The 13,173-nt window shown below is 75.6% G+C and carries 14 protein-coding genes and 1 pseudogene; 4 read left to right on the top strand and 11 right to left on the bottom strand.

Annotated elements, in window-relative coordinates:
- Window positions 1–4: 4 nt before the first annotated feature.
- Together NFX44_RS22545 and NFX44_RS22540 are read right to left on the bottom strand one after the other, a co-directional pair.
- A complete protein-coding gene (locus NFX44_RS22545; RefSeq protein WP_262285572.1) occupies window positions 5–403 on the bottom strand; it encodes a 6-carboxytetrahydropterin synthase in 399 nt (132 codons plus the stop codon).
- A 2-nt stretch (window positions 404–405) separates the two neighbouring features.
- Window positions 406–1,383: a zinc-binding alcohol dehydrogenase gene (locus tag NFX44_RS22540; RefSeq protein ID WP_262285571.1), complete on the bottom strand. Its 978-nt coding sequence runs from the start codon at window positions 1,381–1,383 to the stop codon at window positions 406–408.
- A 93-nt stretch (window positions 1,384–1,476) separates the two neighbouring features.
- Between NFX44_RS22540 and NFX44_RS22535 the strand changes: the two are divergent.
- Both NFX44_RS22535 and NFX44_RS22530 read left to right on the top strand, forming a co-directional pair.
- A pseudogene (locus NFX44_RS22535) lies at window positions 1,477–2,277 on the top strand (CDP-alcohol phosphatidyltransferase family protein); the annotation flags it as partial.
- A 251-nt stretch (window positions 2,278–2,528) separates the two neighbouring features.
- On the top strand, window positions 2,529–4,289 hold the full coding sequence (locus NFX44_RS22530; protein WP_262285570.1) for a sulfatase-like hydrolase/transferase: 1,761 nt from the start codon (window positions 2,529–2,531) through the stop codon (window positions 4,287–4,289).
- A gap of 24 nt (window positions 4,290–4,313) precedes the next feature.
- Here NFX44_RS22530 and NFX44_RS22525 read toward each other — a convergent pair whose 3' ends face one another.
- The 6 genes from NFX44_RS22525 to NFX44_RS22500 form a co-directional block, all read right to left on the bottom strand.
- A complete protein-coding gene (locus NFX44_RS22525; RefSeq protein ID WP_262285569.1) occupies window positions 4,314–4,592 on the bottom strand; it encodes a hypothetical protein in 279 nt (92 codons plus the stop codon).
- A 96-nt stretch (window positions 4,593–4,688) separates the two neighbouring features.
- Window positions 4,689–5,765, bottom strand: coding sequence for an ABC transporter ATP-binding protein (locus tag NFX44_RS22520; RefSeq protein ID WP_262285724.1), 1,077 nt, complete (start codon window positions 5,763–5,765; stop codon window positions 4,689–4,691).
- Entirely contained in the window at window positions 5,747–6,547 is an 801-nt protein-coding gene (locus tag NFX44_RS22515) for an ABC transporter permease (protein WP_262285568.1), read from the bottom strand. The genes NFX44_RS22520 and NFX44_RS22515 overlap by 19 nt, the downstream gene beginning before the upstream one ends.
- A complete protein-coding gene (gene modA / locus NFX44_RS22510) occupies window positions 6,544–7,323 on the bottom strand; it encodes a molybdate ABC transporter substrate-binding protein (RefSeq protein ID WP_262285567.1) in 780 nt (259 codons plus the stop codon). Before modA ends, NFX44_RS22515 begins: the two co-directional genes overlap by 4 nt.
- The gene (locus NFX44_RS22505) at window positions 7,320–7,721 is read right to left on the bottom strand and encodes a molybdopterin-binding protein (RefSeq protein WP_262285566.1); all 402 of its coding nucleotides are present in this window, start codon (window positions 7,719–7,721) and stop codon (window positions 7,320–7,322) included. The genes modA and NFX44_RS22505 overlap by 4 nt, the downstream gene beginning before the upstream one ends.
- 98 nt (window positions 7,722–7,819) lie before the next feature.
- Complete coding sequence (locus tag NFX44_RS22500; RefSeq protein ID WP_262285565.1) at window positions 7,820–9,895, bottom strand: heavy metal translocating P-type ATPase; 2,076 nt, start codon at window positions 9,893–9,895, stop codon at window positions 7,820–7,822.
- Window positions 9,896–10,030: 135 nt separating this feature from the next.
- Here NFX44_RS22500 and ygiD point away from each other — a divergent pair, with 135 nt between their 5' ends.
- Complete coding sequence (gene ygiD, locus NFX44_RS22495; protein ID WP_262285564.1) at window positions 10,031–10,900, top strand: 4,5-DOPA dioxygenase extradiol; 870 nt, start codon at window positions 10,031–10,033, stop codon at window positions 10,898–10,900.
- Window positions 10,901–10,915: 15 nt separating this feature from the next.
- Here the strand turns inward: ygiD and NFX44_RS22490 are convergent, their stop codons facing one another.
- Entirely contained in the window at window positions 10,916–11,299 is a 384-nt protein-coding gene (locus NFX44_RS22490; RefSeq protein WP_262285563.1) for a DUF1622 domain-containing protein, read from the bottom strand.
- A gap of 233 nt (window positions 11,300–11,532) precedes the next feature.
- Between NFX44_RS22490 and NFX44_RS22485 the strand changes: the two genes are divergently transcribed.
- Window positions 11,533–11,700: a hypothetical protein gene (locus NFX44_RS22485; protein WP_262285562.1), complete on the top strand. Its 168-nt coding sequence runs from the start codon at window positions 11,533–11,535 to the stop codon at window positions 11,698–11,700.
- A gap of 14 nt (window positions 11,701–11,714) precedes the next feature.
- Here NFX44_RS22485 and NFX44_RS22480 read toward each other — a convergent pair whose 3' ends face one another.
- Window positions 11,715–12,377, bottom strand: coding sequence for a DUF2238 domain-containing protein (locus tag NFX44_RS22480; RefSeq protein ID WP_262285561.1), 663 nt, complete (start codon window positions 12,375–12,377; stop codon window positions 11,715–11,717).
- Between the two features lie 104 nt (window positions 12,378–12,481).
- Entirely contained in the window at window positions 12,482–13,147 is a 666-nt protein-coding gene (locus tag NFX44_RS22475; protein ID WP_262285560.1) for a TcmI family type II polyketide cyclase, read from the bottom strand.
- Window positions 13,148–13,173 lie beyond the last annotated feature (26 nt).

Raw genomic sequence — 13,173 nt, 5'->3', positions numbered from 1 at the left:
CCGGTCACAGTGACCGCTCGTAGCTGGCCCAGGCCACGTGCGACTCGTGCAGGGTGACGGTGATCCCGGCGAGGCCGCGTGCCCCCTCGCCGAGCAGCCCGGCGTGCACCGCCTCGGCCAGCCGGTCGGCCACCGTCCGGGCCAGCACCTCGGTGGTGGTGTTCACCCCGGCGAAGTCCGGCTCGTCGTCCAGGTTGCGGTAGGTGAGCGCGCCGAGCACCGTCTTGAGCTGCTCGGTGGCCAGGCCGATGTCGACCACGATCCCGTCGGCGTCCAGCTCCGGCCGGCGGAAGGTGGCGTCGACGACGAAGGTCGCGCCGTGCAGCCGCTGGGCCGGGCCGAACACCTCGCCGCGGAAACTGTGGGCGACCATCATGTGGTCCCGGACGGTGACGCTGAACATGGTCACTCCTCGTCGTAGGTGATGAGGTGGCAGAGCGCGGGGAGCCGGCCCGAGGCGAGCCGGTCCAGCACGTCGGGCAGGTCGGCGAAGCGGGACCGGCCGGTGAGCAGGGCGTCGAACGCGGGGTCGGCGAGCAGGTCCAGGGCCACCGCCAGCCGGTCGGCGTAGCTGCGGTCGGCGCGCCGGGGGGACACGGTGCCCACCTGGCTGCTGCGGATGCCGAGCCGCCTCGAGTGGAACGCCCCGCCCAGGGCGAGGGTGACCGGGCGGTCGCCGTACCAGCTCAGCTCCAGCACGGTGCGCTCCGGGCGGAGCAGCTCCAGGGCGCGTTGCAGCCCGTCGGCGGTGGCGCTGGCGTGCACCACGAGGTCCCGGTCGCCGGCCGCGTCGGCGGGCAGCGCGAAGTCGACGCCGAGCGCCGCGGCCACCGCCGCCCGCGCCGGGTCGGCGTCGACCAGCTCGACGCGGACCCCGGGGAAGCGGGCCAACACGGCGGCCACGCAGCAGCCGACCATGCCGCCGCCGACCACGGTGACCCGGTCGCCGACCAGCGGCGCGGCGTCCCAGAGGGCGTTCACGGCGGTTTCCACGGTGCCGGCCAGCACCGCGCGGGGCGCCGGCACCTGATCGGGTACGACCACCACGGCGTCGGCCGGCACCACGTACGCGGTCTGGTGCGGGTGCAGGCAGAAGACGGTACGCCCGCGCAGCTCCGCCGGGCCCGCCTCGACGGTGCCGACGCTCAGGTAGCCGTACTTCACCGGGGCCGGAAAGTCGCCCTCCTGGAACGGGGCACGCATGGCGGCGTGCTGGTCGGCGGGGACCCGGCCGGTGAAGACGAGGGTCTCGGTGCCCCGGCTGACGCCGGAGTAGCGGGCGCGGACCAGCACCTCGCCGGGGCCGGGCGGGGCGAGGGCGACCGGGCGCAGCTCACCCTGCCCGGGGGCGCGGAGCCAGAAGGCGCGAGCCTCACCGGTCACGAATTCTCCTCTTTTCCGCATCCGGACCGAACCGGACGGCCGAATTTCCCGTGATGACTGACATGGGTTGTCGATCATAGACACGGAGGCAGGGTGTCCACGGTTCGGAATGGCCCCTTGGTCGGGCTGATCGTGCAGTTCGTCCTGCTGGCCGGGCTCGCCGGCACGGTGGGTCTCGGCGTGGCGGGCTGGCTGGCCGGCCTGGCGTACGCCGGGGTGCTCTGCGGGTTGCTCCGGCGCGGCCTGCGGGCGGCCGGCGCGGACCGGCTCGGCCCGGCCGACCGGGTGACGCTGACCCGCGCGCTGCTGGTCGGCGGGGTGCTCGCCCTGGTCGTCGGCGGGCCGGCGCCGGTGGCCGTGCTGGTCCCGCTCACCGCGGTGGCGCTGGCGCTGGACGCGGTGGACGGCCAGGTGGCCCGGCGGACCGGCACGGTGAGCGCGCTGGGCGCCCGCTTCGACATGGAGGTCGATTCCTTCCTGCTCCTGGTGCTCAGCGTGCACCTGGCCCCGTCCGTCGGGGCGTGGGTCCTGGTCATCGGCGGGATGCGGTACGCCTTCGTGGCGGCGAGCTGGCCGCTGCCCTGGATGGGCGGCACGCTGCCGCCCCGGTTCTGGCGCAAGGTGGTGGCGGCGGCGCAGGGCGTGGTGCTGGCGGTGGCGGCCAGCGGGCTGTTGCCGCCGGCGGCCACCGGTGCGCTGGTCGCCGGGGCGCTGGTCCTGCTGGTCGAGTCGTTCGCCCGCGACGTCACCTGGCTGTGGCGGCGCCGCCCGCTCGCCCCGGCGGCCCGGCCCACCCCGGTCGTCGAGGTCGTCCCGGCGGCCCGGCCCGGCGCCACACCCGTCGCGACCGCGCTGCCCACGCTGGGCCTCCGACCCGCCGCGACGGCGCTCCCGGGCATCGGGCCGGCTCGGTCCGGCACGGGCGCCGTCCCGTCCTGGGCCGCCGGCACCGGGCCGGCCGACCTTCCCGCGTGGGTGGCCGGCCCCGCCCCGGCCGGTGCGGTCCGGCGCACGACCGTCCATGCCCGTGATCCGGTCGGCGCACGGCCGGCGGACCCGCCGGCGCGTCCGGTGCCGGTGGCCGTCCGCGTCGTCGCCCACCAGCCGGCCTGACCCTCCCCTCCCCCTCGCCGAAGGACGCCCCCGTGTCACTGCGTATCCGTCTCCGCCGGCCGGTCGGACCGGCCACCCCCGCCCTGGACTCCGCGGCGTCCCCGCCGGCGCCGGACGAGGACGCCACCCCACCCGGCGGCGCGGCGCGGCCCGCCGCTCCGGGGCGGCCGGCCTCGCGTACCCGTCGGGTCGCGGCCGGGATCCTCACCGGGCTGGCCGCGCTGCTCGTGGTGGCGGCGCTGGTCGCGCCGGACCGGCTGGCCGGGTCGGGGCCGGGCGCGGTGCTGCGGATCCCGGTGGAGGCGCTGGTCGCGGTGGCGCTGCTGCTCGTCCTGCCGGACCGGGCCCGCCGGCCGGTCGCCGTGGCGCTCGGCCTCGTGCTGGGCCTGCTGGCCGTGGTCAAGCTGCTGGACACGGGGTTCTTCGTGGCCCGGGACCGGCCGTTCGACGTGCTGCTCGACTGGCGGCTGTTCGACGACGGCTACGGCTACCTGGCCGACTCGAACGGCCGGGCCGCCGCCGTCGCCGCGGCGGTCGGGGTGGTGCTGCTGGTGGCCGGCCTGCCGGTGCTCCTGGCGCTCGCGGCGCGGCGGCTGGCCCGGCGCCTGGCGCGGCACCGCACCGGCGCGGTACGGGTACTCGCCGCGCTGGCCGTGCTGTGGCTGGGCTGCGCCCTGTTCGGGGTGCGCCTCACCGCCGGCGTGCCGGTCGCCGACCGGACGGCCACCACCCTGGTGGCGTCGCACGTCGGCCAGGTGCGGGCCGGCCTGCGCGACCGGGCGGCGTTCGCCGGGGAGATGACGACCGACGCGTACCGGGACGTGCCCGGCGACCGGCTGCTGACCGGGCTGCGCGGCAAGGACGTGCTGGTCACGTTCGTGGAGAGCTACGGCCGGGACGCCGTGGAGGACCCGGCGCTCGCGCCGGGGGTGAACGCGGTGCTCGACGACGGCTACCGCCGGCTGCGGGCGGCCGGCTACGACGCCCGCAGCGGCTTCCTCACCTCGCCCACCTTCGGCGGTGGCAGCTGGCTGGCCCACGCCACCCTGCTCTCCGGGCTGTGGATCGACAACGACCAGCGGCACCGGGACCTGCTGGCCGGGAACCGGCTCACCCTGGGCGGCGTGTTCCACCGGGCCGGCTGGCAGACCGTCGGCGTGTTCCCCGCCGCCACCCAGCCCTGGCCGGAGGGGAAGTTCTTCGGCTACGACCGGTACTACGACGCCGAGAAGCTGGCCTACCGGGGCCCGAAGTTCAGCTACGCGCCGATGCCCGACCAGTACACGCTGGCCACCTTCCAGCGGCTGGAGCGGGACCGGCCGCACGCCCCGCTGATGGCGGAGATCCCGCTGGTGTCCAGCCACTCCCCCTGGTCGGCCATCCCGAAGCCGGTGCCCTGGGCCGCGGTCGGCGACGGCACCATCTTCCACACGGCGTCCATCCGGACCGGCGGCAGCCAGGACGTGCTGCAGCGGGACGCCGGCCAGATCCGCGCCGACTACGCGCACTCCATCGAGTACAGCATCGGCACGCTGGTGTCGTACGTGCTGACCCACGGCGGGGACGACCTGGTGCTGGTCATTCTCGGTGACCACCAGCCGGCGGCCTCGGTGACCGGCGAGGGCGCCGGCCGCGACGTGCCGATCACCATCGTGGCGAAGGACCCGGCCGTGCTGGACCGGGTCGCCGACTGGGGCTGGCAGGACGGGCTGCGCCCCGGCCCGCAGGCCCCGGTGTGGCGGATGGACAGCTTCCGCGACCGCTTCCTCGCCGCCTTCTCCCCCGAGCACTGAGGTGGTGCCGCGCCGCCGGCCGGCTCAGGCCGCCCGGCGCCGGTCGCGGACGCTCCGGCCGGACGTCTCGCGGAACTCGGCGCGCCGCGCCCGGCCGCGGGCCAGCCGCATCGCCCGGCGGGCGTTGTCCAGCGGCTCGCAGGGCGCGCTCCGCCCGGCGCACAGCAGGCTGGTGCAGCGTCCCGTCGGGTCGGGCTGGTGCGCGGCGGCCACGTCGTACGCGGCCCGCCACAGCAGCGGGTCGGTGACGTCGTCCGGCAGGATGACGTCCTGACTGGACCGGAACCGTGTCGTCTCAGGCACCACGTTCCCCCTTCGTGATCGCTCCCCCTCTTCAGTGACCGGGCGGGCCGACGTCAAACCTCCCACCGGCCCGGGTGGACCGGCCAGCGGCGTACGTCACGCCGGGTATGCCCTGGTCTCCGCGGCCTTGACCGCCGCCCAGAGCGGCTGGCCGGGGCGCAGCCCGAGGTGGGCGGCCGCGGCGGGGGTGACGTCGGCGGCCACGTCGACCGGCCCGGCGAGCTGGACGCGCAGGTTGTCGCCGTGCCGCTGCACACCGGTCACGGTGGCCGGCCAGACGTTGCGCGGGCTGCCGTCCGGGCGCGCCGGGTGCAGCGCGACGGCGGCGGGCGGGAAGGCCACGAACGCCTCGCCCCGCACGGTGTCCGCCGTGGTGAGCGTGAGTCCGCCGACCGTCACGGCGTGCCCGTCGGCGTGCCCGCGGTGCAGGTTGAGCCCGACCAGGCGGGCCACGTAGTCGGTGCGGGGGCGGGCCGTGACGGTCGCCGCGTCGCCCTCCTGGACCACCCGTCCCTGCTCGACGATGACCAGCCGGTCGGCGAGCACGAGGGCGTCCAGCGGGTCGTGGGTGACCAGCAGGGTGGCGCCGGGGTGCGCGCCGAGGTGGTGCTGGAGTTCGGCGCGGGTGTCCAGCCGGGTCCGGGCGTCGAGCGCGGCGAGCGGCTCGTCGAGCAGCAGCAGGGTGGGCTCGACGGCGAGCGCGCGGGCCAGGGCGACCCGCTGGGCCTGGCCGCCGGAGAGCTGGCGCGGCCGGTGCCGGGCCTGCCCGCCCAGGCCGACCCGGTCGAGCCAGCCCTGCGCGCGGGCCCGGGCGGCCCGCCGGTCGGCGCCCCGGCGGCGCGGCCCGAACGCCACGTTGTCCAGTGCGCTGAGGTGCGGGAAGAGCAGGTAGTCCTGGAACACCACGCCGACCGGGCGTCGCTCGGGCGGGGTCCACACCCGCCGGTCGGGGCGGTCGAGGTCGGCGCCGCCGAGGGTGAGGTGCCCGGCGCTGAGGGGGTGCAGCCCGGCGAGGGCCCGCAGGGCGGTGGTCTTGCCGGCCCCGTTCGGGCCGAGCAGCGCCACCACCTCCCCGGCACCGATGGACAACCGCACGTCGAGGTGGAACGCGCCCCGGTCGGCGACCAGGTGCGCGTCGAGCAGGGGCGTGCCGGTCACGCCGTGCCGACCCAGCGGTCCCGCAGCCCGGCCAGGATGGCCACGGAGACGGTGAGCAGGATGAGGCTCAGCACGATGGCGGCCTGCACGTCGGTCTCCAGCGCCAGGTAGACGGCGAGCGGCATGGTCTGGGTCCGCCCCGGATAGTTGCCGGCGAAGGTGATGGTGGCGCCGAACTCGCCGAGCGCGCGGGCCCAGCAGAGCACCGCTCCGGCCGCGACCCCGGGCGCGACCAGCGGCAGGGTCACCCGGGTGAAGGTGGTCCAGCGCCCGGCGCCCAGGGTGGCCGCCGCCTCCTCGTAGCGGGAGTCGGCGCCGCGCAGCGCGCCCTCCACGGCGATGACGAGGAACGGCATGGCCACGAACGCCTCCGCCAGCACCACGCCGGCGGTGGTGAACGGCAGGGTGACGCCGAAGGTGGCGTCCAGCCAGGACCCGAGCAGCCCGCGTCGGCCGAAGACCAGCAGCAGCGCCACCCCGCCGACCACCGGCGGCAGCACCAGGGGCACGGTGACCAGCGCGCGGACCAACCGCCGGCCGGGGAACCGAACCCGGGCCAGCAGCCAGGCCAGGGGTACGCCGAGCGCGACGCAGAGCAGCGTGGCGGCGGTCGCGGTCTCCAGGGAGAGCCGCAGCGCGGTGAGCACGCCGGGCTGGGCCAGCCGCCGGGGCAGCGTGGTCCAGGGCGCCCGGACCAGCAGCCCGGCCAGCGGCAGGACGAGGAAGAGCAACCCGAGCCCGGCGGGGAGCAGCAGCGCCAGCGGCACCCGCTGCCGGCGGCGTGGAGGTCGGCTCACCGGCTCGGCGGGGCCTGGAACCCGGCGGCGGTGAGCACCGCCAGGCCGGCGTCGGAGCGGACGTGGTCGACGAAGGCGCGGGCCCCGGCCGGGTTGCCGGCGTGCTTCAGGACCACGATCGGGTAGTCGTTGACGGCCCGGGCGGACTCGGGGAACTCGACGGCGTCCAGCGCTTCGGCGGCGCCACGCACGTCGGTGCGGTAGACCAGCGCCGCGTCGACCTCGCCCAGCTTCATCTTCGCGAGGGCACCCTTGACGTCCTGCTCCAGGGTGGCCGGGGTGAGCCGCACGCCGGCCGCGGCGAGAGCGGCCTTCGCCGCCGCGCCGCACGGCACCTGCTCGGCGCAGAGCGCCACCTTCATCCCGGGCCGGGCCAGGTCGGCCAGGCCCGCGACCCGGTCCGGATTGCCCTTCGGTACGGCGATGACGAGCTGGTTGCGGGCCAGGACGGCCGGTGTCCCGGCGGCGTCGCCCGCGTCGGTGACGGTCGTCATGGTGGCCGGCGAGGCGGCCGCGAACACGTCGGCCGGCGCGCCCTGGGTGACCTGCGTGGCGAGCGCCGAGCTGCCGGCGAAGTTGAAGACGACCCGGGTGCCGGGGTGTGCCGCCTCGTAGTCCCTGCCGAGCTTCGTGAAGGGCTCGGTGAGCGAGGCGGCGGCGAAGACGGTCACCGTGCCGCCGGGCGCCTCGTCGTCGGCGCCGCCACCGCAGCCGGTGGCGGACAGGGTCAACGCGGCCAGCCCGGCCAGGGCGGCGCGGATCCACCGGGTGGTCACGGGTTCGTTCTCCCCTTCGGCGCGGGCGCGCGCTCCACCACGACGGTGGTCGACTTGATCACGGCGACGGCCACCGAGCCGACCTGGAGGTCGAGGTCGTCGACCGCCTCGCGGCTCATCAGCGACACGATCCGGAACGGCCCGGCCTGGATGTCGACCTGGGCCATCACGGTGTCCTTGACGACGGCCGTGACGATGCCGCGCAGCCGGTTGCGGGCCGAGGAGAGCTCGGGGTGGCCCGGGGCGCGGACGAACGCGGCCAGGTCGGCGCCGTCGAGCACCCGGTGGCCGTGCTCGTCACGGATGGCGGGCAGCCGCCCGGCGTCGATCCAGCGGCGGACCGTGTCCGCGCTGACCCCGAGCAGTTCGGCGGCCTCGCCGATCCGGAACACCGTCACGCAGCCACCCTAACGGTTCGCAGGTGCGGGTGTGAAGCGGCACAACCCCCCGCATCCGCCAGGATCGAGGGGTCGTACCGGCCGTAGCTGCGGTGGGCCTAGTCGTCCGTCGGGGTGAGCCGGACCCGGCGGAGCAGCTGGGCGTTGAGCGCCACCACGATGGTGGACGCGGACATCAGCACCGCCGCCACCGCCGGGCTGAGCGCCACCCCCGCCCAGGCCAGCACCCCGGCGGCGAGCGGGATGGCCACCACGTTGTAGCCGGCCGCCCAGGCCAGGTTCTGGCGCATCTTCCGGTACGACGCCCGGGACAGCCGGATCACGCCGGTGACCCCGCGCGGGTCGGAGCCGGCCAGCACCACCCCGGCGGACTCGATCGCCACGTCGGTGCCGGCGCCGATGGCCACGCCCACGTCGGCGCGGGCCAGGGCCGGGGCGTCGTTGACCCCGTCGCCGACCATCGCCACGGTGAGCCCGCGGGACTGGAGTTCGGTGACCGCCTTGTCCTTGTCGGCCGGGAGGACCTCGGCGAAGACCTCGTCCACGCCGGGGCGGAAGCCCAGGTCGGCGGCGACCGCCTCGGCCACCGGCCGGGCGTCCCCGGTGATCATCACGATCTTCTTGACTCCCTGCTCGCGCAGTTCGGCGATGGCCGCGCGCGCCTCGGGGCGCACCTCGTCCTCCAGCGCGAACGCGCCGACCACCTCCGGGCGGCCGGCCTCGGGCAGCCGGACCAGGTGCAGCACCGCGGCGCCCCGCCGGGTCCAGCCCTCCGCCGCCCGGGTCAGCTCGGCGGGCGCGCCGGTGTCCAGCTCGCGGAGCAGGGCCGGCCCGCCCACCGCCCAGTCGTCGCCGTCCACCGTGGCGCGTACGCCCCGGCCGGTCAGCGAGCGGAAGTCCCGGGCGGACGCCCGCAGGCCCCGGTCCTGTGCGGCGGTGACCAGGGCCCGGGCGAGCGGGTGCTCGCTGTCCGCCTCGACCGCGCCGGCGAGGCGCAGCGCGCCGTCGTGGTCCAGCCCGCCGGTGGCGGCCACCCCGGTCAGGGTGTGCCGCCCCTTGGTGAGGGTGCCGGTCTTGTCGAACAGCACCGCGTCGACGGTGCGCATCCGTTCCAGGGCCAGCCGGTCCTTCACCAGGATGCCGGCCCGGGCGGAGAGCGCCGTGGAGAGCGCCACGACCAGCGGGATGGCCAGACCGAGGGCGTGCGGGCAGGCGATCACCAGCACCGTCACGGTCCGGACCACGGCCTGGTCGGTGTCGCCGAGCAGCAGCCAGGCCGCGAAGGTGGCCAGGCCGGCGAGGGCCGCGACGTAGAACAGCAACGCGGCGAACCGGTCGGCGAGCGCCTGGGCGCGGCCGCCGGAGGACTGCGCCTGGGCGACGAGACGGCCGATGCCGGCGAGCGCGGTGTCCTCGCCGACGGCGTCGACGCGTACCCGCAGGGCCGAGTCGGTGGCCACGGTCCCGGCGACCACCCGGTCCCCGGCGGCGCGCGGCACCGGGCGGGACTCCCCGGTGATCATCGACTCGTCCAGCTCGGCGGCCCCGTCGACGATCCGGCCGTCGGCGGGGACCCGGCCGCCGGAGCGCACCAGCACCAGGTCGCCGACCCGCAGGTCGGCCACCGGCACCCGGTGCGCGGCGCCGGAGTCGTCGAGGCGTTCGGCGTCGTCGGGCAGCAGGGCGGCGAGCGCGGCGAGCGCACCCTGGGCCTGCCCGATCGCCTTCATCTCCTGCCAGTGACCGAGCAGCATGATGGTGACCAGGGCGGCCAGCTCCCACCAGAAGTCCAGGTCGAACAGGCCGAGGCTGGTGGCCACCGACGCCAGGTACGCGACCGTGATCGCCATCGAGATCAGCAGCATCATGCCCGGCGCCCGGTCGCGCACCTCGCGGACGCCGCCGACCAGGAACGGCCAGCCGCCGTAGAAGAAGACGACGGTGCCCAGCACCGGGCCGACCCAGCGGACGCCCGGGAGGTCGATCGAGTAGCCGAGCCAGTCCATGACCATGTGGCTGGTCAGCACGATCGGCACGGTCAGCGCCAGGCTCAGCCAGAACTTGCGGCGGAACTGCTCGGGGTCGTGCCCGGCGTGCTTGTCGTGCCCGGCGTGCGTGTTGTGGCCCCCGTGCGTGTCGTGGTCCGCGCCGTGATGCCCGTGTTCGTGGTCCATCCGAACTCCACCTCCGCCGCCACCATATACCCCTAGGGGGTATCTACCAACTTCCCGGTCCGGGCCGGCCCGGTGTCCCTACCCGCGAGGGGCCCGCGGGTTAGCCTCGGGGCACGGCCGAGCCGCGGGAGCGAGATGAGCGAGCAGAACACCCAGACGGTGCTGCCGGCGGCGTTCTTCGGGCACGGCAACCCGATGAACGCCCTGGAGGTCAACCGCTACACCGCCGCCTGGCGGGAGTTCGGCCGCTCGGTGCCCCGGCCCCGGGCCATCCTGGTGGTCTCCGCGCACTGGTACATCGGCGCCACCGCGGTCACCGCGATGCCCCGGCCACGCACCATCCACGACTTCTACGGCTTCCCGCGGCAACTCTTCGACGTCCGCTACCCGGCGCCCGGGCTGCCCGAGCTGGCCGAGGAGATCAGCGACGTGGTGCACCCCACCTGGGTCGGCGCCGACCTGGACTCGTGGGGCATCGACCACGGCACCTGGTCGGTGCTCACCCACGCGTTCCCCGACGCCGACATCCCGGTGGTGCAGCTGAGCATCAACGCGTTCAAGCCGTTCGACTACCACCTCGACCTCGGCGCCCGGCTCGCCCCGCTGCGCGAGCGCGGCGTGCTGGTGGTGGCCAGCGGCAACGTGGTGCACAACCTGGGCGGCGTCGACCCGCGGCTGACCGATGAGGGCTTCGACTGGGCGCGCCGCTTCGACGACGCCGCCCGGGAGACGGTCCAGGACGCGCCGACCGAGGCGGCCCGGCTGGACGGGCACCGGGACTTCGACCTCGCCGTACCGACCCCGGACCACTTCATCCCGCTGCTCTACCTGGCCGGGCTGGCCGGCGCCGCCGGGGACCGCCCCGAGGTGCTGGTCGACGGGTACGCGTACGGGTCCCTGTCGATGACCGCGTACACCCTCGGGCTGCGCGGCCGGGGCCAGCAGCCGGGAGGCGGCGCGCCGTCGCTGCCCGGCGGGGTGCCGGCCGACTCCGCCAACATCTGACCTCCGTTTCGCCCCTCAGCGCTCCGGTCGGGCCGACACCGGGGAGCCGCCGATCGGCCCCTTGCCCTGCCAGGGCCAGCGGCCGTCCAGCTCCACCTGCAGCGAGACGCTGAGGAACGTCCGGACCAGCACGATCAGCGCCAGCACCCCGACGCTCGTGAAGGTGGGCGACACCGCCACGGTCCGGATGATGTCCCCGGCGACGAGGAGTTCCAGGCCGAGCAGGATGGCCCGCCCCACCCCCTGCCGGTACGACCGGTAGTGCACGACGACCTGCCGGCTACGCCACGAGCGCAGCCCGAAGACGACCGTGGCGACCGCGACGCCGACCGCGATGACCAGCACCCCGGCCAGGTCCAGGAGCGTGCCGATGTGCTGGATGATCTGCTTCGTCGGCACCCGTCACCCCCGTACCGCCGACGGCACCCCGCGGCGGCCCCGCGCGGGCCGTCCGCAGCACCACCCTGTCGCATCACCGCTGGCGGCGGGCGCTTTTCACCCGAGCCCGCCCGGGCGGCGGGCCGCGCCGGCATTCGCCTACCACCGCCCGCCGCCGCGCCTAGGGTGGGAATCGGACCGGACCGTCCCGCCGCCGGCGGGCGGTCACCGACGGCACCTGGCGAGGAGCGGACGTGACGCAGCCGGAAGAGGACCAGGAGAAGAGCAAGAAGACCGACGACGTCCTGTACTCCGCGGACGGGGACCCCCACCACAACCTGGCGGAGGCCCCGCAGCCCGACGAGCACCTGCCCGCCCGCTTCCAGCACGACGGCGAGACGGAGACCGTCGGCGACGAGTGAGCCCTCGCTCAGGGTTACGGGGACAGGCGGGTCCGGGTCGCCGGGACATCGGCGGCGGCGCCCGGCGCGGGGGCCGGCACCTGGCGGTCGTGCAGGCGGCTGAGCAGCGCCAGCGAGGTGATCGCGCCGAGCAGCGCCAGGAACATGTCCCACTGGGTGTCCCAGACGTCGCCCTGGGTGGCGAGGAAGTCGTCGGCCGCCGACCCGCCGGCCAGCGCCGCCCACCACTCGATCATCTCGAAGAGGGCGCTGAACGCCAGGCAGGCGCAGACCACCAGCGGGGCGAGCCAGCGGCTGCCGCGCAGCGGCGACCGGCGGACCAGGATCTCGCGCACCAGGATCGCCGGCACGAAGCCCTGGGCGAAGTGGCCCAGCCGGTCGTACGGGTTGCGGGACAGGTGGAACGCCTCCCGCGCCCAGTCGCCGACCGGCGTGCGCGCGTAGCTGTAGTGGCCGCCGACCACGAGGATCAGCGCGTGCGCGGCGAGCAGGCAGCAGAGCAGCGTGGTCAGTGGGAACCGGCGCCAGGTGACCAGCACCAGGGGCACGCCGACGAGCACCCAGACCGTCTCCAGCAGCCAGGTCAGCCGGTCGTACGGCCGGATGCCGGAGGCCACCAGGGCGCCGAGGACCAGGACCAGCAGCGCCGGTGGGACGAATCCGCGTGCTCGGGACACCGGCCACCGCCTGTTCACGCCTCACCCGGCGCGGCCCGACGCCGTCCGGAGAGGCCGACGATAGCGGGCGGCGGGGGCGCCCTCGAACGCCCCCGCCGCGCCGCTCAGTCCTCGGCCTGCCAGCGGTAGAACACGGTGGCCACCGAGTCCTGCGGACCGTGCCACTCCTCCGGCCGGTACGGGCTCACGTAGGGCGCCAGGTCCTGCATCACCTTCGCGAAGACCGGCTTCGCGTCGTGGTTGTTCCGGGTCGCCTCGGCCGCCGACGTCTCCTGTTCGAGCAGGTGCACGTAGACGTCGTCGATCGAGTAGAGCCAGCGCCCGGTGACGCCCAGCTCGGTCGGCAGCGAACCGGCGTCGGACTCGGCGAAGACCCGGGCCACGTCCGGTTCGGCGCCGGGCTTGATCCGCCCGACGATCACGGTCAGCGTGGTGTCGGCGGGCGGCTCCCCCTCCGGGGCCCAGTGGTAGAACTCCTTGGCCACCGAGTCGGACGGGTTCTTCCAGTAGCGCGGGTACGGCGTCACGTACGGGCCGATGGCCTCGGCGATCTTCTGGAACGCGGGCAGCCCCCGGGTCTGGCCGGAGATCCGCGGGTCCTGCTCGCGCTCGATGACGTGGATGTAGAGGTCGTGGTGGGACAGCAGGATGCGCCCGATGACCCCGAGGTCCTGGGGTCGGGTGGCCTGGTCGTAGTGGCCGAAGACGTCCCCGACGATCTTGTCGCTGCCGGGGACCATGTGGCAGACGATCACGTTCCGGAAGACCATGGCTGCTCCTTGGTTGGGTTCGGGTG

The sequence above is a fragment of the Micromonospora sp. MA102 genome, assembly GCF_025460765.1.
Taxonomy (GTDB): domain Bacteria; phylum Actinomycetota; class Actinomycetes; order Mycobacteriales; family Micromonosporaceae; genus Micromonospora; species Micromonospora halotolerans.
This window is presented reverse-complemented; position numbering and strand designations above follow the sequence as displayed.

Coding starts and splice junctions, on each gene's coding strand:
- ygiD (WP_262285564.1), top strand. CDS start 10,031: ATGAGCGAGCAGAACACCCAGACGGTGCTGCCGGCGGCGTTCTTCGGG.
- NFX44_RS22475 (WP_262285560.1), bottom strand. CDS start 13,147: ATGGTCTTCCGGAACGTGATCGTCTGCCACATGGTCCCCGGCAGCGAC.
- NFX44_RS22500 (WP_262285565.1), bottom strand. CDS start 9,895: ATGGACCACGAACACGGGCATCACGGCGCGGACCACGACACGCACGGG.
- NFX44_RS22545 (WP_262285572.1), bottom strand. CDS start 403: ATGTTCAGCGTCACCGTCCGGGACCACATGATGGTCGCCCACAGTTTC.